The organism is Pandoraea sp. E26 (assembly GCF_000681415.1).
Lineage (GTDB): Bacteria > Pseudomonadota > Gammaproteobacteria > Burkholderiales > Burkholderiaceae > Pandoraea > Pandoraea pnomenusa.
Genome location: NZ_AYXJ01000006.1, coordinates 105,592 through 126,024, shown reverse-complemented (window position 1 = coordinate 126,024; position 20,433 = coordinate 105,592). Strand labels below are relative to the sequence as shown.

Here is a 20,433-nt window from a genome sequence, read left to right as displayed (position 1 = left end):
TCGCCGCGATGGGCCTAGCCTGAAATCCGATCCGTCATGCCGCCCCATCCGACGCGCGCGTCGTCGAGCTGCTTGCCCAGTGCCTCGGTCTCCTGCCGGAGCGCCCGCAGCGCTTCGTCGAGATGGGCGCCGGACATGCGCGACGCGATCGACGCAATGCTGATCGAGACGAACGCCGGGCCATCGCGTCGAGGTAGCGTCATGCCAATGGCGCTGACGTCCGCGATCACCGTCTGCAAGTTCATGGCGTAACCGTCGTGGCGGGTCTTGGTGACCAGCTCGCGCAAGCGCTCGGGCGAGATGTCGCGATAGCTCGGCAGATGCATCGCGTTCGCCGCGATCGCCGCTTCGACCGCGCTGTCGGGCAGCGCGGCCAGCAGCGCCATCGCCCCGGCTCCGGCGCCCAGCGCACGCCGCGCACCGATCCTCAGGCTGTGCGTGCGAATCGGATAGCTGCCCTGCACGTGGTCGAAGCACACGGCCTCGTGGCCGCTGCGTACCATCAGAAAAACGGAATCGCCCGTCTTGTCGGCGAGCCGCCGCAGCGTCGGCTGGCACCGCTCCTTCAGATCGAACGCGGGCGACGCACTCAAGCCGAGCACGTAAGCCATATGTCCGAGCGTGTAGCGCCGGGATTGCGCATCGAGTTGCAGCATGTGGCTAAACGATAGGCCCTTGACGATGCGATGTGCCGTAATGCGCTCCAGGCCAAGGCCCTCGGCAATCTCGTGGAGCCGCAGTCCTTGCGGGCCGCGCATGGCGACGAGGCGCATGACGGCAATGGCGCGCTGAATGCTTTGGGTACCCTCGTTCGCGCGGCGCGCTACTGGCGCTGTATGCGCATCGTCGTTCGACAAGTCGTCACCGGGCATTGCCGTTGCATCGAGTCCTTCGATTCCATCGCCGATGTCCTCGGCATCTCGGGGTGGGAGTGTCATGAAAATGGCTTCCGTTCGTGTTTCGTCCTGCACGTCCGCGCCGACCCAATGGGACCGCGTATCGATGGTGGGCAACGGTGGGCGTGCGACATAGGGGGCAGGCATTGGCGTGCCGAAGCGCGGGCGCCTCAACGCCTCAGCGCGTCAACGCGTCAACGCCCGCGAAACGATGGCGTGCGCTTCTGTGCGAACGCCTCCCGCCCCTCCTTGCGATCTTCCGTGTCGCGCAGCAATCCCCATAATCGGCGCTCGTGCGCCAGCGCGACGGGCAAGGGCATCTCCAGCCCATCGCGCACCGCCTGCTTGATGGCATGCACGGCCAGCGGCGCGGCATTGGCCAGGCGACGTGCGATGCCTGTCGCCGTCTCCATCAGCGATTCGGGCGCGACCACGTGGCTCACCAGCCCGATGCGCAACGCGGTTTGCGCATCGATCGCGTCACCGGTGAGCAACATCCACATGGCGTTGGCGTGGCCGACAAGACGTGGCAGACGCTGCGTTCCGCCCGACCCCGGCATCGACCCAACCTGGACTTCCGGCAATGCGAAGCGGGCCGTCTCGGCCGCGATGCGAATATCGCAGGCGAGTCCGATCTCCAACCCGCCCCCATATGCCAGCCCGTTGAACGCGCAGATCACGGGGGTGTCGAAGTCGAGGCCGAGCGTGAGCGATCCCGCTTCCGCTTCGGCGCCTTCACCGCCGAACACCTGCGCGGCGAACGACGTCGCGGGCGGCGGGGTTCGTCGCAGGTCCGCACCGCTGCTGAATGCGCGGTCTCCGGCCCCCGTCACGATGACGGCGCGAATCTCCGGTGTGTCGCCGATATGCCGCCACAGTGCCTGGAGCCGCGCGCGCATCGCATAGTCGATGGCGTTGAGCGACTCGGGCCGGTTCAGGCGCACCGTCGCGATGCCTTCATTCACCACAAATTCGATACTCATGATGTCGATGTCGCCGAAGTTGCGCACACCCTCGTCTCAAGGGTCGATGCGGTGCTTGAAGCCGGGCGTGCGCGAATCCGCCGCCGCGCGCAGCGCGCGCCGGATCGCGTCGCGCGTCTCGCCCGGGTCGATCACGTCGTCGATCCAGCCCTGCGCGGCCGCCTCATAGGCGCTCGACTGCTCGTCGAGCTTCGCCATGATTTCGGCCTTGCGCGCCACCGGGTCCGGCGCGGCCGCGATCTCGCGTCCGTATACGAGTTCCACGCCGGCTTCCGGCCCCATCACGTCGAAGTGGGCGTCCGGCCACGCGGCGAGATAGTCGGGACGCATCGCGCGCCCGCACATCGCGAGATAGGCCAGGCCGATGGCCTTGCGCGCCACGATGGTGATCTTCGGCACAGAGGCGGCACACACGGTGTTGAGCAGGCGAGCGGCGAGAGACACCATTCGATGCTTTTCGATGTCCGGCCCGACGAGGAACCCGGGCGCGTCGCAGATGAACACGAGTGGCACGTGGAACGCGTCGCAGACATCGACGAACTTGCGCGCCTTCTGCGCGGTCTTCTCGTCCATCACGCCGCCGCGCGACATTGGGTTCGACGCCACAAAGCCGACAGGCTGTCCGTCGATGCGGCCAAAGGCAGTGATCAGATTCGGGCCGAAGCGCGGCCGATAGTGAAACAGGTCGCCGGCGTCGACGATGAGGCTAAGCACACGCTTCATGTCATACGCCTGGCGCCCGACATCGGGAATCATTGCGCGCAGCTTGTCGCGTCCCTCCTCGGTGTCGAGGGCTGCGGGTCGGGCCTCGGCGACCGGCGGCAACTCGCCGCAATGGCTCGGCAAAAACGACAGGAAGGTCCGCAGGCTGCGCAGCGTATCGGCCTCCGTTTCGCCCACGTAGTCCGTCTGACCGGTCACGGACTCGCTCACGTCGGCGCCGCCGATGGCATCGGTCGTCACCGATTCGCCGGTGCCCACCTTGACGACGAGCGGCCCGGACATGCCCATCACGCCCGTGCCGCGAGCGAGGGCCGTGAAGTCGGATTGAGCGGCCGTGAACGAGGGACCCCCGAAGGCCGGACCAAGGATTGCCGCGAGCTGTGGAATCTGGCCCGACATCCGGAAATGATCCGCGAAGCGTGCGCCCATGTTGGCCGCCATCGCCCCGAAACTCTCCTGAACACGCGCCGCGCCTGCCTCCATCAATGCAATGAACGGCTTTCGATGACGCAGTGCCGCATCGCGAACCCTTGCGATCTTGATCTCGCCCACCCGCCCGCGCGTGCCGCCAAGCACGGTCGCGTCGTCAGCGGCGACATACACGATGCGTCCGTCGATGGTGCCATGTCCCGTCACGATGCCGTCGGCCGGCGTGCGCTCGCGCAAGGACGCGTGCGCACTGCGTGCATGAACGCCGATTTCGACAAAGCTCCCGTCATCGAGCAGCAATGCGATCCGCTCGCGCGCGGTCAGCTTGCCTTGTTCGCGAAGCTTGTCGATGGCGGCTTCCGACGTCGCACCCCGGACGGCTTCGCGGCGGGCTTGAAGTTCGTCGATCTTGCGTTTGTCCATGGGCGTCCTGAAGGTGCGATGGACGCGGAGAGCGAAGCTTTCCACTTATCCATATATTGAAATAAATAATGATTCTATGGTGCGGTGCGTGAGCGATCATGCCGTGTCGGTATGATCGCTTATTGACATCGAGAACCATGTTTCCTAGCTTTTATAGCGGATATTTCAACAACGTGCCAGAGAAATTGGTGCAATTCGAGGTGGGGTTTTCGATGTTTTGTAATTCCAATATGTGAACATAAATAATGAGGTCGAAATGAATCGAATCACGGGAAGGCGCGCGATCGCGCGCGTGGCGTCGGGGTTTCGGGTGGGTGCCGCGGTGGGGGCGGTCGCGCTCGGGGTAATGGGCGTGCTCGGTGCGGTGGGCGTGTCGGGCAACGCGGCGGCGGCTGAGAAGAGCGCTCCCGCAGTCGATCGCAACACGCTTGTCGTGGCACTTGACAAGGAGATCCAGAGTCTCGATGCGCTGGTGACGGCCAGCGGCGATTCGCAACGCTATGCGATGTCGATTTTCGACACGCTGTACGGTTTTGACGACAAGGGCAATATCGTGCCGCGCATGGCGACGAGCTACGCGATGTCGTCCGACGGACTGGCTTACACCTTCAAGCTTCGGCCGAACATCAAGTTCCACAACGGCGATCCCTTTACGTCGGCGGACGTGAAGTACTCGATCGAGCGCGTGGTAGATCCTGTCACGAAAAGCACGCGGCGCCCGTATTTCGCGCCCGTCATCGAGGGTGTCGACACGCCCGATCCCCTCACCGTGCGCATTCGTCTGAAGCAGCCCGACGGCGTCTTCCTCAACAAGATCGCCGGCTTTCTGTTCATCGTGCCGCAGAAATACACGTCGTCGTTGCCGAACGTCGAGGCGTTTGCCGCGGCACCGATCGGTACCGGCCCGTACCGGGTGAAGGCCAACAAAGTGGGGCAGTATCTCGAGCTGGAGCGCTTCGACGACTTTTACGGCGACAAGCCTGCCATCAAGACGCTCGTGTTCAAGTACATTCCCGAGCCGTCGAGTCGTGTCAATGCGATCGTGTCGGGGGAGGTCGACATTGCCGCCATGATCCCGCTGGCCGAAGTGGCGCGGCTCCGACAGGACGCCGCGCTGGACGTCATCACCAACCCGGTGTCTTCGCCGATGCACGTGCGGCTGTACTCCAATGTGCCGGATTCCCCGCTCGCCAAGCGCGACGTGCGACTGGCGCTGAACTACGCGATCGACGCGAACGCGATCATCAAGGGGGTATTCCATGGCGTGGGTGCGCCGATGGGCACATTCATCTCGAAGTACTTTCCGTACGGAGGCGACCCGAGCGTGAAGCCGTATCCGTACGATCCCGCCAAGGCGCGCGCGTTGCTCAAGCAGGCCGGCTACCCGAACGGCTTCTCCATCAAGCTTTATGACGCGGTAGGCACACCCAAGGAGTTTGCCGAGGCGCTGGCGGCGTATTGGGGGCAGGTCGGTGTGAAGGTCGACATCAATCGCATCGACTACGCCGCCTGGAGTCGTCTGAACAATACGCACAAGACCGGCCCGATGACGACAACCCAGTTCACCAACGCGATCTACGACCCCATCCATCCCGTGGCGGGTTCGTTCTCGAAGGATGGGGCGTGGTCCGACTACTACAACCCGGAGGTCGAGGCGCTGCTCAAGCAGCTTGAAACCACCACCGGGGCGCAGGCGCGTGGCGAACTGTTCCGCAAGATCGGCAAGATCCTGCACGACGACGCGTCCGCCGTGCTCGTGACGGAGTTGTTCAACGTCTTCGCGAAGAAGAAATCGCTGACATGGGAGGTGCAGCAAGGCTCGGGCTTCCTGAATTTTCGCAAAGTCGCCTGGCATTGAGGTGGGGCGCCGTCGTGAGTCGTGCATTACGGCACGGCGCGACGGCGCGTGCCCCGCGCGGGTAGGCCGGTCGGGGGGGGGGGCGATTCAGGTGTCGAGGCTCACGGCGTCCTCGCCCTCGCCGATGGGGTCTCCCACGTTGACGTGCACTTTCGTGACACGCCCGGCACGGGGTGCGATCACGGGAATCTCCATCTTCATCGACTCGACCATCAGGAGCGCCTGGTCCTCAGCGACGGCGTCGCCTTCGGCGACCAGTACCTGGCAGACAGTGCCAGTGATTTCAGAGCGAACGGCGTGGTTGGGCATCTCGGTTTCCTCCGGGTCATGACGCGTGGTTCAACAAACGATTTGCAGTCGACAAGTGGGAGTCATCGACACATGGTTGCTTTCCTGAGTGCTTCGGAACATCGGGCCGCGTCCGGCGCGGCCTCGCAGTGGCAGGCGGAATACGACGTGATCGTGGTGGGGTACGGTGCCGCCGGCGCGGTGGCGGCCATCGAGAGCGCCGATGCTGGCGCGCGCGTGCTGCTGATCGAGAAGATGCCAGACCCCGGGGGCATTTCGATCCTGTCGGCGGGGGGTGTGCGTGTTGCCGATGACGCCGATGCCGCCTTTCGATACCTTCGCGAAACTTGTGGCGGCCGCACGCCGGATGACGTGCTGCGAGCGCTGGCGCTCGGCATGACGGAAGTCGCCAGCTACCTGCGCGATCTCGCGCGTGTCGATGGCGCCGTCGTGCGTGTCGAGTCGGCCGTGGGCAACTATCCGTTTCCCGGATGCGATTCGCTGGCCTACGCGGACATCGAATCGATTCCCGGCTTTGGCGACCCGGCGGGCTACCTTGCGGCGCGGCCGTTTCGTCCGGGCTGCCTGCTTTTCAGGCTGCTGCTCGACAACGTCGAGGCGCGTCGTGCCGATGGTCGGATCGACGTGTGGCTTTCCACGCCGGTCGAGCGTCTCGTGCAGGATGCGGGCCGCGAAGTGTGCGGGGTGAGGTTGCGTCGCGGTGACGACGTGATTTGTGTGCGGGCGCGCCGCGCGGTGGTGCTGGCTTGCGGCGGCTTCGAGGCCGACGAGGACATGAAGCGGCAGTACTTCGTCTCGACGCCCGTGTTGCCGGGAAGCTTTCGCGGCAACACGGGCGACGGCATCCGCATGGCGCAGGCGGCCGGCGCGGCGCTCTGGCATATGTGGCACCACCACGGCCCGTACGGGATCCGGCATCCGGACCCGTCGTACCCGTTCGGCATCTACGCCAAGATCCTGCCGATGTGGACGCCGGAACGGGGGGCGAAGCAATTGCCGAAAATGGCGTGGATCATCGTGGATCAACGCGGGCGACGCTACGTCAATGAATATCCCCCCTACATCTCCGACACCGGCGTGCGTCAGTTCGATCATTTCGATCCGTGTGCGTATCGACACGACCGGCTGCCGTCGTTTCTGATCTTCGACGAAGCCGGGCGTCGCATGTATCCGATGGGACGCTCGATCACCAACGATCGCGACGCCTGGTACGAGTGGAGCGCGGACAACCTCAAGGAGGTCGAGAACGGCTTGCTGATAAAAGCCGACACGCTCGAGGCGCTGGCGACCCGGCTCGGCATCGATGCGCAGGCGCTGCTGCGCACCGTGCGCGAGTGGAATGCGGGATGCGATGTGGGGCGCGACGCCGCATTCGGTCGGCGTCCGGAGACCATGGTGCCGCTGCGCGAGGGGCCGTTCTATGCGGCGTTGCTGTGGCCGGTGGTGATCAATACGCAGGGCGGTCCGGTGCACGACGCGTCGCAGCGCGTGCTCGATCCGTTCGGCGATCCCATCGAGGGGCTCTTCGCGGCAGGGGAGCTCGGCAGTGCGTTCGGCCACATCTACATGGCGGGTGGCAACCTCGCGGAGTGCATTGTCGGTGGGCGAATTGCCGGGCGCAACGCGGCGCAAGCGGGCGGTGCGGACCGCCGTGGCGTGGGTGCGTTGCGCGCCTGATGCGATGGGGGCGCCGGGCGTCCGGCTGGGCGGACGTCGCGCCGCCTTCGGTGCGTCTCTCATCGATTGTCTTGAGAATGTTCAAATAGTGGAACAAATATTGCGCTTGAATCACTCCGGAATGCAAGCCGGAATGTCGTGATTTGCTAAGCATAAATCCATATAAAGACTGGCTACAGCTTGCGTTATAAAGATAACCGATGATGTATCGATTGAACTGAGAGTTATCCCTGATGAATTTCGTTAAAAGTTATTTGTTTCAAATATTGACCATTTGCGGGCGCGTGACTAGACTGATCTGCATGACGACGACTGCCGGCACAGATCAGGCAGCGCCATAACCAGGAGACGCAAGCGCATGAGCAATCGCTTCCAGGGAAAGGTGGTCCTGGTGACCGGCGGCGCGCGTGGCATTGGCTACGCGACGGCTGAACGGTTCGCCGAGGAGGGTGCACGCGTGGCGATCTGCGACATATCGGCGGACGCGGCGCAATCGGCGGCCGACGCGCTGCGGCAAGACGGCACACGCGAGGCATTCGGCTTCGGTTGCGATGTGACCGACGAGGTGCAGGTGGAATCGCTGGTGGCGCAGGTGCTGGCGCGGTTCGGCGGGCTCGATGTTCTCGTCAACAACGCGGGTGTCACGCGAGATAACCTGCTGTTCAAGATGTCGGTCGATGACTGGGACCGCGTCATGAACGTTCACTTGCGCGGCACCTTCCTGTGTACGCGCGCCGCGCAGCGGCACATGGTCGAGCAACGCAGCGGCAAGATCGTCAATCTCTCTTCCACATCGGCACTCGGCAATCGCGGGCAGGCGAACTATTCGTCGGCCAAGGCGGGTCTGCAGGCCTTCACTCGCACGGCTGCCATCGAGCTGGGACCCTTCAACATCAACGTCAATGCGGTGGCGCCGGGGTTCGTTGACACCGAAATGACGCGTCAGACGGCGGAACGCCGCGGCATCGATCCCGAGGAATACAAGCGGCAGCGCGCCAGGAGCATTCCGCTTGGCCGCGTCGGTGTTCCGCGCGATATCGCGAACGTGGTGGCCTTCCTTTGCAGCGACGACGCGTCGTTCGTTTCCGGGCAGATCATCTATGTCAAGGGCGGTCCGGAAACGTTGCGGTAAGGCTTCGTCCGGCGTCTTCCTTCGGAGAATTCAATGCACACACGGGCATTGCAGGCATGGCTGCGCAAGATCGCATGGATCGGAACCGGTCTGGCGTTGGGCGTGGCGTCGTGGACATCCACCGAGGCCATGGCCATCGGCGGAAAGCCATCGGTGAATCGCGATACGGTCGTGTTCGCGGTCGGCAAGGACATCAACAATCTCGACGGACAGGTGGCGGCCACGGGGGATTCGCAGCGCTACGGCTGGCAACTGTTCGACACGCTCTACGCGTTTGATATCGACGGCAATCTGAAGCCGAGCGTGGCCACCGCGGTGACTATCTCCCCCGACGGTCTGCAGTACACGTTCACCCTGCGCAAGGACGTCAAGTTCCACAATGGCACGAAGCTCACCGCCCGGGACGTGAAGTACTCGCTCGAGCGCATCGTGGCGCCCGAGACGAAAAGCACCCGGCGGCCATACTTTGCCAATCTCGTCGATCGCGTCGATGCACCGAACGACACGACCGCGGTCTTTCATCTGAAGCGTCAGGACGGGGCGTTCCTCAACAAGATCGCAGGCTATCTGCTGCTCGTGCCCAAGGCGTACACCGAAGCATTGCCCACACCGGAAGCGTTCGCCCGTGCCCCGATCGGATCGGGACCGTACAAGTTCGTCGAGCAGAAGATCGGCCAATCGGTCACGCTCGAGCGTTTCGACGGGTACTGGGGACCGAAGCCGGGCATCAGGCACCTTGTCTTCAAGGTCATTCCCGAGGCAAGCAGTCGCATCAACGCGTTGCTCAGCGGCGAGGTCGACGCCATCGACTACGTGCCGAGTGTCGACGTGGCGCGGCTGAAAGCCAACGCCGGACTCGCGGTGAAGTCGGTCCCCGTGGGCAGCCCCCTCGCGGTGCGGCTTTACTCCAACGTGCCCGGCACACCGCTCTCGAAGCGCGACGTTCGCCTCGCACTGAACTATGCGCTCGACACCCGCGCAATCATCGATCAGGCACTGCACGGCGTGGGGGCGCAGATGTCGTCGTACGTTTCGTCGAGCTACCCGTACGGCGTCGATCGTGCGCTCAAGCCGTATCCGTACGATCCGGCGCAGGCGAAGAAGCTGCTGGCACGCGGCGGTTACCCGAACGGCTTCACGACCGATCTGCTGTGCCCGACGGACAACCCCAAGGAGCTTTGCGAAGTCATCGCCGCGTACTGGGCGGCGGTGGGCGTGAAGGCCAACGTCAAGGTCATCGACTACGCTGCGTGGAGTCGCCTGAACAACACGCACAAGGGCGGACCGATGACGATGATGCAGTTCTCCAACGCCATCTACGATCCGGTGCATCCGATCAGCGGGGCGGCCACGAAAGAAGGCACGTGGTCCGATTACTACAACCCGGAAGTCGAGACGCTCGTGGCGCAAGGCGATGCGGCGACGTCCCGCGAGCAGCGCGACGCGATTTTCAAGAAGATCGGACGGCTGTTGCACGACGACGGCCACGCCGTGCTGATCACCGAACTGTATTACACCTTCGCGCAGGACGTGAAGCTGAACTGGGAGCCGCAACACGGCAGCGGCTACTACAACCTGCGCAATCTGAGCTGGAAGTAGCCGGCTCCCCGGCAGGCGCTGGCGAAATGAACGGATGCGAGCGAACGTGAACCGATGAATCAGACCATGAATCGAGACGACGACAGCGTATGGGTTCCGCGAGAGGCGCCGACGACGCTGGGCGGGGCGGGCGCCGCGTCCGCGCACGGAGCGCTCGACGCGATCGACGCGATCGACTGGACGCGCGAGACTTTCTCGAGCGCGCTCGCCCGCATTGCCGGAATGCATGGCGATCGCGAAGCGGTGGTGCACGGCGAGACCCGACTGACATTCGCGCAGCTGGTCGAGCGCATTCACGCGTTTGCCCGCGGGCTGATGTCGCTGGGCGTGGGTCCCGGCGAGAACGTCGCATTGTGGATGTCGGACGGCACCCAATGGCTCATCGCCCGATGGGCCGTGCCGATGATCGGTGCGGTGCTCGTGCCCGTGAACACCCGGTTTCGCGACAGCGACGTGGCGTATGTGCTGAGCCAGTCGGAGGCGACCACGCTGATCGTGCAGGAGCGCGGCGGTGTCACGGGGCGGGGCGTGCGCTACTTCGACATCCTCGCGCAACTCGACCCCGATTGGACGCGGCAGCGCCGCGGCGCGTGGCGTTGTGAACGCATGCCGGCGCTGCGGCGCGTGATCGGCCTGCCGACAGACCGCGCGCTGCCGGCAGGCATGGAAGACTTCCACGCCATCGAAGCCCACGGCCGGCGCTGTCTCGAGGACGGCGCGCTCGCTCGCCGGTGCGCGCAGGTCGGCCCGGACGATGTCGCCCAGATTCTCTACACCTCGGGCACCACGTCGTTCCCGAAGGGCGCCATGGTGCGGCACGGCGCGCTGCTCGGGAACAACCACTACGCGGCGCAGTGCCTGCGACTGACCTCTCGCGATCGCTACTTGTCGTGCGTGCCGCTGTTTACCGCCACGGGCACGTTCTACACCCTGGCGATGGCGCTTTCCGGCGCGGCGATGGTCATCGCGGACCAGTTCTCCGCAAAGCTGTTCTGCGAGCTGGTCGAACGTGAGCGCATCACCGTGAGTTTCTTCGTCGATACCATCGTGCAGGATCTCAAGGCGTTTCCCGACGTCGGTCGATACGACCTGTCGAGCCTGCGAACCGGCACGGGCGCACCGCTGCCCACGGCTTCGTTCGAGTGGGTGAGCCGCACGCTCGGGGTGCCCGAACTGGTCAGCGCGTACGGCATGTCGGAGACATCGAACGCCGTGGTGCGAACGCGCTGGGACGACCCGTACGAGAAGCGCTCCCGCACCAACGGCAGGCCAGTGCGCGACGTACGGATCCGCATCGCGGACATCGAGACCGGCGAGCCGCTGCCAGCGGGCCAGATCGGACAGATCTGCGTCTCCGGCTACGTGGTGATGAAGGGCTACTACCGCATGCCGGAGGAGGATCGCAAGGCCATCGACGCGCAGGGATGGCTGCTTACCGGCGATCTCGGCGAGCTCGACGGCGACGGCTATCTGACCTATCGCGGGCGCGTGAAGGAGATGATCAAGCCGGGGGGCTTCAATGTCGCCACGCAGGAGATCGAAGTCTTCCTCAAGACTTATCCCGGCGTGCGTCAGGCAGTCGTGGTCGGGGTGCCGGATGCGCGTCTGGGCGAAGTGGGCTATGCGTACGTCGAGCGCCAGACGGGCGCGGACATTTCGCCGCGCGCGTTGCAGCAATATTGCCGCGAGCATATCGCGAGCTACAAGGTGCCGCGCTATGTCGAATTCGTCGACGCCTGGCCGCTTACCGGAAGCCAGAAGATTCGCAAGCTCGAATTGCGCGAGCGCGCGACGCGCAAGCTCTCGGCCGGCGACGGCGACCCGCAGCACGTTTGGCGCGACGCGGCGGAGCGCGTGGATGAACCCACGCACATCAGCGATAGCGAAAGCGCGGGCGCCGGCGGTGGCGGCAACGACAAGGGGACGCTCGCATGATTCGCTACCTCGCGCGCCGGGTGGCGCAATCGCTGATCACGGTGCTGCTCGTCACGCTGGTGATCTTCCTGATCGTGCGGCTCATCGGCGATCCGACGCACCTGATGCTGCCGCCGGAAGCGACGGAAGCCGATCGGGCGGTGCTACGTCACCAGATGGGGCTGGACCGTCCCGTTCCGGTGCAATACGCCAGTTATCTCTGGCATCTGCTACAGGGGCAGCTCGGCATGTCGTACCGGTTCTCGCGGCCGGCCCTCGACGTGGTGCTCGGCGCGTTGGGACCGACGCTGCTGCTCACGACGTCTGCGCTGGCGCTGGGCATTCTGGTGGGCGTGCCGCTGGGCGCGGTGGCGGCCGTGCGCCGCGGCGGCGCGGTGGATCAGTGCGCCAAGCTCTTCGCGGTCCTGGGGCAGGCGGCGCCGCCGTTCCTGTTCAGCCTGCTCTTCATCCGCCTGTTCTCGATTCAGCTGTCATGGTTCCCGACCAACGGCTATGGCACGTTTTCGCATCTCGTCATGCCGGCCGTGGCGCTGGGCTGGTATTCGGCGGCGGGCATCATGCGGCTCACGCGTTCGAGCATGTCCGAAGTGCTCGACACCGAATACATCAAGTTCGCGCGCATCAAGGGGGTGCCGGAGCGCACCATCATCTTCCGGCACGCGCTGCGCAATGCGCTGCTGCCGATGATCACCTTCACCGCGCTTCAGTTCGGCATTCTGATGGGCGGCGCCGTGTCGGTCGAATTCATCTTTTCGTGGCCGGGCATCGGTCGTCTGATCCTCGACTCGATCTCGAACCTCGACTACACGGTCGTGCAGGCCGCCGTCACGGTCGGCGCGCTGATCTTCACCTTGCTCAACCTGGCGGTGGACGTGCTCTACGCCTACGTCGATCCGAGGATTCGCTATGCATGAGGCCACTCCCCTCGACTTGCAGCAACGTCCGGCCGAGACCTGTGTCCCGGTACCGCAAGCGCGCGCGCGCCGCCGCCTTTGGCGCGACGTCCAGCTCTGGTCGTGCCTTGTGCTCGCGCTGGCCCTGATCGTCGTCGCGCTCGCGCCCCAGTGGTTCTCGCCTTACGACCCCAATGCGATTTCGTTGAGCGACATCCTCAAACCGCCCTCGGCGGCGCACTGGTTTGGCACCGACCAGCTCGGACGCGACCTGCTCTCGAGAGTGATCTGGGGCTCGCGCATCTCGCTGTACGTGGCGTTCTGCGCGGTGCTCATCGCGGGGATTTTCGGCAGCCTGTTCGGCATAGCGGCGGGGTTTCTCGGCGGATGGGTCGACGCGGTGGCGATGCGGGTGGCCGACATTCAGCTGGCCCTGCCCGCGGTCATTCTCGCCTTGGTGCTCGTGGGCGCCATCGGCTTCAGCGTCTTCAATCTGGTGATCGTGCTGAGCCTGGCCAACTGGGCGCGCTTCGCCCGGGTCACGCGTTCCGAAGCGCTCTCGCTGCGCTCGCGAGACTTCGTCTTGCTGGCCAGGCTGGCGGGCGCATCGCGCTTTCGGGTGATGTTCGCCCACATCGTGCCCAACGTGGTCAACACCTTCATCGTGCTCGCCACGCTCGATATCGGCACGATCATCATTCTGGAAGCGACGCTCTCGTTCCTCGGTCTCGGTGTCCAGCCGCCCACGCCGTCGTGGGGCGCAATGATCGCCGACGGACGCGGTTATCTGGAGACCGCGTGGTGGATCTGCGGCATTCCGGGCATGGTCCTGATGGTCACCGTGCTGCTGGCGAACCAGTTGGGTGACGCGTTGCGCGATCGCCTGAGCCCAACGATGTCGAGGGGGTGGTGATGAGCGTTCATCCACTGCTCGAGGCGCGCCATCTCACCACGATGCTGCGGGGCAAGCACGGCGTGGTCACCGCCGTCGACAACGTGAGCCTGCGCGTGGACGCCGGCCGGTCGCTCGCGCTGGTCGGCGAGTCCGGGTCGGGCAAGAGCATGACATGCAACACATTGCTCGGCCTGTTGCCGTCGAACGGCCGCCTGGTGCACGGCGAGGTGCGCTACAAGGGGCGCGATCTCGCAAGACTGTCGTCGGCGGAGATGGCCAAGGTTCGCGGGCGCGAGATCGGCATGATTCTGCAGGACGCGATGACCTCGCTCAACCCGCTGCTGACCATTGGCGATCAGGTAGCCGAAATCTTTCGCGTGCATCAGGGCATACGCGACAAGGCCGAACTGCGCCGCCGAAGCGTGGAAGTGCTCGAGCGCGTGAAGATCCCGGCCGCGCTGGAGCGGCTCGACAGCTATCCGTTCCAGTTCAGCGGCGGCATGCGCCAGCGCGTGTCCATTGCCATCAATATCGCGCTCTCGCCCGAGTTGCTGATCTGCGATGAGCCCACGACGGCGCTCGATGTCACTGTCCAGTTGCAGATACTCAAGCTGCTTCGGGAGCTTCAGCAGCAGCGCAACATGGCGCTCATCTTCGTCACCCACGATCTGCATCTGGCGTCGCAGTTCTGCGACGACGTGGCGATCATGTATGGCGGCCGCATCGTGGAGTCAGGGCCGATTGCCGATGTCTTTGCGCGCCCGGCCCACCCGTACACCGCCGGCTTGCTTCGCGCCGTGCCGTCGCTCGGGCGGTATGAAAAGCGGCTCGAGGCGATTCCGGGACAACAGCCGGGTCTGACGGACTGGCCGCAGGGGTGCCGGTTCGCGCCGCGCTGCCCGCTCGCCACCGAGCAATGTCGGCGTCAGTATCCGGACTGGTTCGAGTGGCAGGGTGGCGCGCGGCGCAGCGCTTGCTGGCAGACGATGCAGATGCTGTCGAAATCGGCGCCGCCGGCCGGTCGTACTGATCCGGCAACGTCCGCGCGCAGGGAGGTGGCGTGATGTCGCAACCGTATCTTTCGGTTCGAAACCTGAGAAAGACCTACGACGTGCGTCGCGGGTTGCTGGGCCGTGCGCGCCCGCTTCATGCGGTGGCGGACGTGAGCTTCGACGTCGAGCCAGGGGCGACCTTCGGACTCGTCGGCGAGTCGGGCTCCGGCAAGAGCACCATCGCGAAGATGCTGATGCTCGCCGAACCGGCCACGAGCGGCGACGTGATGGTCGACGGGCGGAACGTCCGGCAACTCGACGCGGCCGCCCGGTCGGCGTTTCACCGCGTGTTGCAACCGGTGTTGCAGGACCCGTACAGCGCTCTCAATCCGCGTATGCGCATTGGCAGGATCATCGACGAGCCGCTGCGCATTCACCGCACGCTGGACGACGCGTCGCGCGCTCGCCGTGTGGCGGAGTTGCTGCAACTTGTCGGATTGCCCGGCGCAGCGCAACGCAGGTTCCCGCACGAGTTGTCGGGCGGACAGCGTCAGCGCGTGGCGATCGCGCGTGCGCTCAGCCTGAGCCCGCGCTGCATGATTCTCGACGAGCCGGTGTCCGCGCTCGATGTGTCGATTCAGGCGCAGATTCTGAACCTGCTCAAGGATCTCCAGGGCACGCTCGATCTGACGTATCTGCTGATCTCGCACGATCTCGCGGTCGTGGCTTACATGAGCCAGCGCATCGGCGTGCTGTATCTCGGCGAATTCATGGAAGTGGCCGATACCGCCACGCTCATGCAGGGCGCGCGCCACCCTTACACGCAGGCGTTGATTGCCTCGGTCGATGCGCGCGGCGGGCACGGGGCGCAGGCGGTGGCCGGCGAGATTCCGTCGCCCATGAATCCCCCGGCGGGGTGCCCGTTTCATCCACGCTGCCCGCACGCGCTCGCACGCTGTCGAGAGGAAAAGCCGGTGGCGCGGGAGATCGCGCCGCGCCACTGGGTGACGTGTCATTTCGCGGAAACGATTCCCGTCGCGACAGCGAACACCGCTGCGCGCGCCATCGGCCCGAAGGCGATAGAAGCCGCCCATCGCTCCGCTCCGGAGGCTCAGGCGGTCCCCTTTCAGGAGGCAACATGAATTTTGCGGAAACCCCCTCGTTGTCCAGGCAGGGCAACCCCGACGTGCTTGCAGCGCTCGAAGCCGTCGTGCAAAGCCGCTTTCCGGCGCGCGAGCGTGCATGTCACGACGCGGCTGCCATGCCCTTCGAGAATCTGCAGGATCTGTTCGAGCTGGGCTTGCTCACCGCCACGGTGCGAAAAGAGCACGGCGGCCTGGGCAGCAACGTGATGTCGGACGATCCGGCCACCTTCCTGCAGGCCATGCGCCGCGTGGCGCGCGTGTCGCCGGGTACGGCGCACTGCATGCAGGTGCAGAACCACGTGGCGTGGGCGATCGACGAACTGGGCACCGACGCGCAGCGCGAGCGGTTCGTCAAGCCGATGACGCAAAAAATGAGCGTGTCGTCGTTCGTCGGCAGCGAGGCGGGCCGCAAACACATGTACGTGCTCAGGACCACGGCGAAGAAGGTCGAGGGCGGCTACATCGTCAACGGCAACAAAAACTATGCCACCAACGGTTACGAGAACGGTGTCGCCATCGTGTTCGCGACCATCGAAGGCGAGACGGAATACTTCAAGTCGCACCTGATGGTCATCGTCGAGCCGGGAATGGAGGGCCTCACGATCAATCACGACTGGTACCGCCCGACCGGCATGCGCGTGTGCCCGAGCCCGGAGATCTATCTGAACGATGTGTTCATCGACGAGCTGCACGTGCTGGGAGAGCCGGGCGTGTATCCGCGCGGGCGCTGGCAGGGGCGCTTTCATCTCGGCTTTACCGCGAACTACCTCGGCATGATCGAAGGCGCCTATGAGTGGGTGCGTCGCAGTCTCGTCGAACGCGGCCGGGGCAAGGATCCGTTCGTGCAGTTGCGCATGGGCGAGGCGAAGACGCAGTTGCACGGCGCGCAGGTGGTGTTCGAGAACGCCATCGATGCCTGGCGGGCGGGAGACGTGCAGCGCGCCGAGCTGATCTCGATGCAGGCCAAGTCGATCTGCGCGCACGCCGCCCTGGAGATGTCGCATACGCTGATCATGCTGGCCGGCTCGACAGCGCTGTTCGACGAATTTCCGCTTGCGCGTCTGATCCGGGATCTGAATACGCACATCCTGCACGTCGGACACGACAAGACCGCGCAGATCGTTGGGGCGGCCGAACTCGGCGAATCGTTCGATTCGACGCTCCAGCGCTGAGCGCGTGCGTCGATTTCGTCAATCTTGTCTTCGAGAGTTTCCATGGATTTTCAGCTCACCGATTCGCAGCGCGAACTGATCGACGCGACCGAGAAACTGTGCCGTCAATTGCTCCCGCTGGCGAAAGAGGCCCACGAGGCCGAAGCGCAAGGCGACTTCGCGCCCTTGCAGCGACTGCGTCGCCAGATGGCCGAAGCCGGGCTGCTGGCGCTGAACATGCCACAGGAGTACGGCGGCATGGGACTGCCGCTGCTCGAGACGTTGTTGCTCATCCAGACCATCCAGCGTGTGGATTCGACAATGGGCGGTCTGGCGCACCGTACGTCCACGGGCGCGATTGGCGCGGTGCTGGAGCTCGGCACGCAGGCGCAGAAGTCGCGCTTCGTCGCCGGTGTGGCGCGCGGCGAGATCGGGGTGTCGATCGGCATCACCGAGCCCGATGCCGGTTCGGCCGCCACGGCAATGAAGACGCGCGCGCGCATCGAGGGCGACGACGTGATCATCAACGGCCAGAAGATCTTCATCAGCGCGGCCCGGGGGCATCACTTCACCATGCTCTACTGCCGTTTTGGCAACACCGGGCGCGCGAGCGACATCGGCGCGATCATGGTGCCTCACGATGCGCCCGGTTTTACGTGCAGCGGCGGTACGCTGAACATGGCGGGCGAGCGGCAGTACGAGCTCTACTTCGACGACTGTCGCGTGCCCCGGGCGAATGTCCTCGCCGAGAGCCGCGCGTTCGCCAAGCTCATCAGCGTGTACAACGTCGAACGCCTGGGCAGCATCTCGCGCATGCTGGGATCGGCGCAGGCCGCTTTCGACTTCGCACTTCAGTACGTTCAGGAACGCAAGCAGTTCGGGCGCGAACTTGCCGACTTTCAGGGGCTGCAATGGATGCTGGCGGACATGAAGGTCAAGTTCGAGGCAGCGCAGTTGCTGACCTGGCGCGCCGCGGCCAACACCGCGAGCGGGCTGCCTTCGCCGCTCGAGACGTCGGTGGCCAAGGTGTACGTGGCGCAGGCGGCCAAGGAAATCTGTGACGACGCGATTCAACTGCTCGGCGGCTACGGCTACATGACGGAGTACCCCGTGGAGGGGCGCTACCGCGAAGTGCGCGGCGGTTCGATCTACGGCGGCACGCTGCAAATTCACAAGAACATGATCGCGGGCCATCTGCTCGGCCGGAAGAACAGTCAATGGGCGACGACGTCCGGGGAGTCGACCGAATGAAGGCGTCTGCCCTTGGTGATCGCGATCCGGTCATCGTCGACGTCGTGAGAACGCCCGTCGGCCGACGCGGTGGCGCCCTGCGCGAGTGGCACGCGGCCGCGCTGCTCGCCCAGGTGCTGGGTGCCGTGCTGGCGCGCACCGGCGTGCCGGCCGATGCGATCGACGACGTGGTCGCGGGCTGCGCAACCCAGGTTGGCGAACAGGCCGGTAACATTGCGCGCACCGCGCTGTTGATGGCGGATTTTCCGGTGACGGTGCCGGGGACGACTGTCCAACGTGCCTGCGGTTCATCGCAACAGGCCATTCACTTTGCCGATAACCTGATTCGCGGCGGCACCTGCGACGTGGTGATCGCCGGCGGCGTCGAACTGATGTCCAAGACGCAAGGGGGCAACGATGACCCGCGATACGGCAAGCGCTATCCCGACGCACTCGTCGAGCGCTTCTCGATGCCGTCGATGGGCATTGCGGCCGAGCGCATTGCGGCGCACTGGAAGCTCGAACGTGCCTATCTGGACGAACTGGCGTTGCGAAGCCACGTGCTGAGCGCGGCCGCGTACGACGCGGGCAGGTTCGCCCGCCAATGGGTGCCGGTCACCGGCGCCGACGGTGAGCCGCTTGCGCGAGACGAAGGGGTGCGTCGCGACACGTCGCTGGAGAAGCTCGCTTCGCTCAAGGCGTCGTTTCGCGATGACGGCCGGGTGACGGCGGGCAACGCGAGTCAGGTCTCCGACGGCGCGGCGGCCGTGCTCCTGATGACGGCGGCGAAGGCGCGCGAGTATGGCCTTCGCCCGCGCGCCGTGTTGCGAGCACAGCTGGTCGTCGGCGTGGATCCCGCGATGATGCTGACCGGCCCGATCCCGGCGACACAACAGATTCTCGCGCGCAGCGGGCTCGCGCTCGAAGACATCGACCTGTTCGAGATCAACGAAGCGTTTGCGTCGGTGCTGGGCGCGTGGCTCGCCGAGATCCGGCCCGACCTGTCGCGCGTGAACGTCAACGGCGGGGCGATTGCCATGGGACACCCGCTGGGGTCGACGGGCGCCCGCCTGATGGCCGGACTCGTCGATGAACTCGAAGCGCGCGGCGGACGTTACGGGTTGCAGTCGATGTGCTGCGGCGGAGGGCTGGGAACGGCCACGATCGTGGAGCGCGTGGAGTGATGGCGCATGGGCGCAGGCAACACTGGCAAGCACGAGGAGCGAGGCGATGACGGAAATCGACCGTTCATGGATCGGCACGACCGCGCAGGCGTTTCGGGTTGACGTCGAACGCGGCGCGATTCGTAAATTTGCCGACGCGATCGGCGACGACAACCTTTTGTACCGTGACGACGCCTTTGCCCGCCGTCACGGCTACGACGGCATTGTGGCGCCGCCGACGTTTCCGACATGCTTTCGCGCGTCGCAGGATCCCCCGTGGATCGCCACGCTCGACCGACGTCGTATCGTCGCGGGGGAGATGGGGTTTCACTATCACCGGCCCATTGTGGCCGGCATGCGGTTCGAGTGCCGTCTGCAACTGGTCGGCATCGACGACAAGGAGGGCGCACGCGGCGCGATGTCGCTGCTGCGCCAGGTGATGTCGGGGCATCTCGTGGGCGACGACGGTTTGGCGCACGAATGCGTTTTCACCGTGCGACGCACCACCGTCTATCGGTCTGCGCAGCAGGTGACGTCGAGGAGTCTGGCATGAACGGGATGCATCTGTTGCATGCGCGCGTGGGCGACACCTTTGCGCTCTCGGTGCCGGCGGTGACCACCACACAACTCGTGCGCTATGCCGGGGCCTCGGACGACTACAACCGCATTCACTACGACCAGGGGTACGCGCAGGAGGCGGGACTGGGCGGTGTGATTGCTCACGGCATGTTGACGATGGGCTTCATGGGGCGCGCGGTGTCGGACTGGGCCGGACCGTCGGCGGTCATCGTCGATATCGAGGCGCGCTTCAATGCGCCGGTGCGTCCGGGCGACGCCGTGATGGTGGTCGGCACGGTGGCCGATTGCGCGCAGGGTGACGATGGGCGGCGACGCCTGCGTTGCGACATCGTGGCACGCGTGGGCGACCGGACCGTCGCCCGCGGGGCGGCGGTGGTGGCGGCGCCTCGCGCTCAGTGAGTGAAGTCGCATCCGGTACCGT

At 65.2% G+C, this 20,433-nt stretch carries 18 protein-coding genes; 14 read left to right on the top strand and 4 right to left on the bottom strand.

The genetic code is table 11. From position 1 onward, the window contains the following. Positions 1–14: 14 nt before the first annotated feature. The 3 genes from W930_RS25950 to W930_RS25945 all read right to left on the bottom strand — a co-directional run bounded on the left by W930_RS25950 (position 15) and on the right by W930_RS25945 (position 3,454). Positions 15–938, bottom strand: a complete 924-nt coding sequence (locus tag W930_RS25950; protein ID WP_158516348.1) for an IclR family transcriptional regulator — start codon at positions 936–938, stop codon at positions 15–17. 152 nt (positions 939–1,090) lie between these two features. Continuing rightward, entirely contained in the window at positions 1,091–1,879 is a 789-nt protein-coding gene (locus W930_RS0103460; RefSeq protein WP_023872468.1) for an enoyl-CoA hydratase/isomerase family protein, read from the bottom strand. A 36-nt stretch (positions 1,880–1,915) separates the two neighbouring features. Next, entirely contained in the window at positions 1,916–3,454 is a 1,539-nt protein-coding gene (locus W930_RS25945) for an acyl-CoA carboxylase subunit beta (protein WP_023872467.1), read from the bottom strand. A 256-nt stretch (positions 3,455–3,710) separates the two neighbouring features. Between W930_RS25945 and W930_RS0103450 the strand changes: the two genes are divergently transcribed. Further along, on the top strand, positions 3,711–5,312 hold the full coding sequence (locus W930_RS0103450) for an ABC transporter substrate-binding protein (protein ID WP_235195477.1): 1,602 nt from the start codon (positions 3,711–3,713) through the stop codon (positions 5,310–5,312). Positions 5,313–5,399: 87 nt separating this feature from the next. On the opposite strand, the gene W930_RS0103445 is transcribed toward W930_RS0103450, so the two are convergent. Further along, positions 5,400–5,621: a biotin/lipoyl-binding carrier protein gene (locus W930_RS0103445; RefSeq protein WP_023593945.1), complete on the bottom strand. Its 222-nt coding sequence runs from the start codon at positions 5,619–5,621 to the stop codon at positions 5,400–5,402. Between the two features lie 72 nt (positions 5,622–5,693). Between W930_RS0103445 and W930_RS25940 the strand changes: the two genes are divergently transcribed. The 13 genes from W930_RS25940 (at position 5,694) to W930_RS0103380 (ending at position 20,411) form a co-directional block, all read left to right on the top strand. Beyond that, positions 5,694–7,298 (top strand): FAD-binding protein, encoded by a 1,605-nt coding sequence (locus W930_RS25940; protein ID WP_023872464.1) that lies wholly within the window; start codon positions 5,694–5,696, stop codon positions 7,296–7,298. A gap of 358 nt (positions 7,299–7,656) precedes the next feature. After that, on the top strand, positions 7,657–8,430 hold the full coding sequence (locus tag W930_RS0103435) for an SDR family NAD(P)-dependent oxidoreductase (protein WP_024788443.1): 774 nt from the start codon (positions 7,657–7,659) through the stop codon (positions 8,428–8,430). 33 nt (positions 8,431–8,463) lie between these two features. Further along, positions 8,464–10,029: an ABC transporter substrate-binding protein gene (locus W930_RS0103430; protein WP_023593948.1), complete on the top strand. Its 1,566-nt coding sequence runs from the start codon at positions 8,464–8,466 to the stop codon at positions 10,027–10,029. A gap of 66 nt (positions 10,030–10,095) precedes the next feature. Next, complete coding sequence (locus W930_RS25935) at positions 10,096–11,964, top strand: AMP-binding protein (RefSeq protein ID WP_158516347.1); 1,869 nt, start codon at positions 10,096–10,098, stop codon at positions 11,962–11,964. Further along, positions 11,961–12,878: an ABC transporter permease gene (locus W930_RS0103420; protein WP_023872459.1), complete on the top strand. Its 918-nt coding sequence runs from the start codon at positions 11,961–11,963 to the stop codon at positions 12,876–12,878. Before W930_RS25935 ends, W930_RS0103420 begins: the two co-directional genes overlap by 4 nt. Further along, positions 12,871–13,770, top strand: a complete 900-nt coding sequence (locus tag W930_RS0103415; protein ID WP_023872458.1) for an ABC transporter permease — start codon at positions 12,871–12,873, stop codon at positions 13,768–13,770. The genes W930_RS0103420 and W930_RS0103415 overlap by 8 nt, the downstream gene beginning before the upstream one ends. After that, entirely contained in the window at positions 13,770–14,816 is a 1,047-nt protein-coding gene (locus W930_RS25930; RefSeq protein WP_023593952.1) for an ABC transporter ATP-binding protein, read from the top strand. Before W930_RS0103415 ends, W930_RS25930 begins: the two co-directional genes overlap by 1 nt. Beyond that, positions 14,816–15,886: an ABC transporter ATP-binding protein gene (locus W930_RS25925; RefSeq protein ID WP_023872457.1), complete on the top strand. Its 1,071-nt coding sequence runs from the start codon at positions 14,816–14,818 to the stop codon at positions 15,884–15,886. Before W930_RS25930 ends, W930_RS25925 begins: the two co-directional genes overlap by 1 nt. Continuing rightward, complete coding sequence (locus W930_RS0103400) at positions 15,883–17,061, top strand: acyl-CoA dehydrogenase family protein (RefSeq protein WP_023593954.1); 1,179 nt, start codon at positions 15,883–15,885, stop codon at positions 17,059–17,061. The genes W930_RS25925 and W930_RS0103400 overlap by 4 nt, the downstream gene beginning before the upstream one ends. 42 nt (positions 17,062–17,103) lie before the next feature. Next, positions 17,104–18,291: an acyl-CoA dehydrogenase family protein gene (locus W930_RS0103395; protein WP_023872456.1), complete on the top strand. Its 1,188-nt coding sequence runs from the start codon at positions 17,104–17,106 to the stop codon at positions 18,289–18,291. Further along, the gene (locus W930_RS0103390) at positions 18,288–19,454 is read left to right on the top strand and encodes a thiolase family protein (RefSeq protein ID WP_023872455.1); all 1,167 of its coding nucleotides are present in this window, start codon (positions 18,288–18,290) and stop codon (positions 19,452–19,454) included. Before W930_RS0103395 ends, W930_RS0103390 begins: the two co-directional genes overlap by 4 nt. Before the next feature lie 46 nt (positions 19,455–19,500). Then, positions 19,501–19,986 carry a MaoC family dehydratase N-terminal domain-containing protein gene (locus W930_RS25920; RefSeq protein ID WP_024788442.1) on the top strand — a complete coding sequence of 162 codons (486 nt, stop codon included), beginning with the start codon at positions 19,501–19,503 and terminating at the stop codon, positions 19,984–19,986. Then, positions 19,983–20,411, top strand: a complete 429-nt coding sequence (locus W930_RS0103380; protein WP_023593958.1) for a MaoC/PaaZ C-terminal domain-containing protein — start codon at positions 19,983–19,985, stop codon at positions 20,409–20,411. Before W930_RS25920 ends, W930_RS0103380 begins: the two co-directional genes overlap by 4 nt. Positions 20,412–20,433 lie beyond the last annotated feature (22 nt).

Coding starts and splice junctions, on each gene's coding strand:
- W930_RS25950 (WP_158516348.1), bottom strand. CDS start 938: ATGACACTCCCACCCCGAGATGCCGAGGACATCGGCGATGGAATCGAA.
- W930_RS0103460 (WP_023872468.1), bottom strand. CDS start 1,879: ATGAGTATCGAATTTGTGGTGAATGAAGGCATCGCGACGGTGCGCCTG.
- W930_RS25945 (WP_023872467.1), bottom strand. CDS start 3,454: ATGGACAAACGCAAGATCGACGAACTTCAAGCCCGCCGCGAAGCCGTC.
- W930_RS0103450 (WP_235195477.1), top strand. CDS start 3,711: ATGAATCGAATCACGGGAAGGCGCGCGATCGCGCGCGTGGCGTCGGGG.
- W930_RS0103445 (WP_023593945.1), bottom strand. CDS start 5,621: ATGCCCAACCACGCCGTTCGCTCTGAAATCACTGGCACTGTCTGCCAG.
- W930_RS25940 (WP_023872464.1), top strand. CDS start 5,694: ATGGTTGCTTTCCTGAGTGCTTCGGAACATCGGGCCGCGTCCGGCGCG.
- W930_RS0103435 (WP_024788443.1), top strand. CDS start 7,657: ATGAGCAATCGCTTCCAGGGAAAGGTGGTCCTGGTGACCGGCGGCGCG.
- W930_RS0103430 (WP_023593948.1), top strand. CDS start 8,464: ATGCACACACGGGCATTGCAGGCATGGCTGCGCAAGATCGCATGGATC.
- W930_RS25935 (WP_158516347.1), top strand. CDS start 10,096: ATGAATCGAGACGACGACAGCGTATGGGTTCCGCGAGAGGCGCCGACG.
- W930_RS0103420 (WP_023872459.1), top strand. CDS start 11,961: ATGATTCGCTACCTCGCGCGCCGGGTGGCGCAATCGCTGATCACGGTG.
- W930_RS0103415 (WP_023872458.1), top strand. CDS start 12,871: ATGCATGAGGCCACTCCCCTCGACTTGCAGCAACGTCCGGCCGAGACC.
- W930_RS25930 (WP_023593952.1), top strand. CDS start 13,770: ATGAGCGTTCATCCACTGCTCGAGGCGCGCCATCTCACCACGATGCTG.
- W930_RS25925 (WP_023872457.1), top strand. CDS start 14,816: ATGTCGCAACCGTATCTTTCGGTTCGAAACCTGAGAAAGACCTACGAC.
- W930_RS0103400 (WP_023593954.1), top strand. CDS start 15,883: ATGAATTTTGCGGAAACCCCCTCGTTGTCCAGGCAGGGCAACCCCGAC.
- W930_RS0103395 (WP_023872456.1), top strand. CDS start 17,104: ATGGATTTTCAGCTCACCGATTCGCAGCGCGAACTGATCGACGCGACC.
- W930_RS0103390 (WP_023872455.1), top strand. CDS start 18,288: ATGAAGGCGTCTGCCCTTGGTGATCGCGATCCGGTCATCGTCGACGTC.
- W930_RS25920 (WP_024788442.1), top strand. CDS start 19,501: ATGACGGAAATCGACCGTTCATGGATCGGCACGACCGCGCAGGCGTTT.
- W930_RS0103380 (WP_023593958.1), top strand. CDS start 19,983: ATGAACGGGATGCATCTGTTGCATGCGCGCGTGGGCGACACCTTTGCG.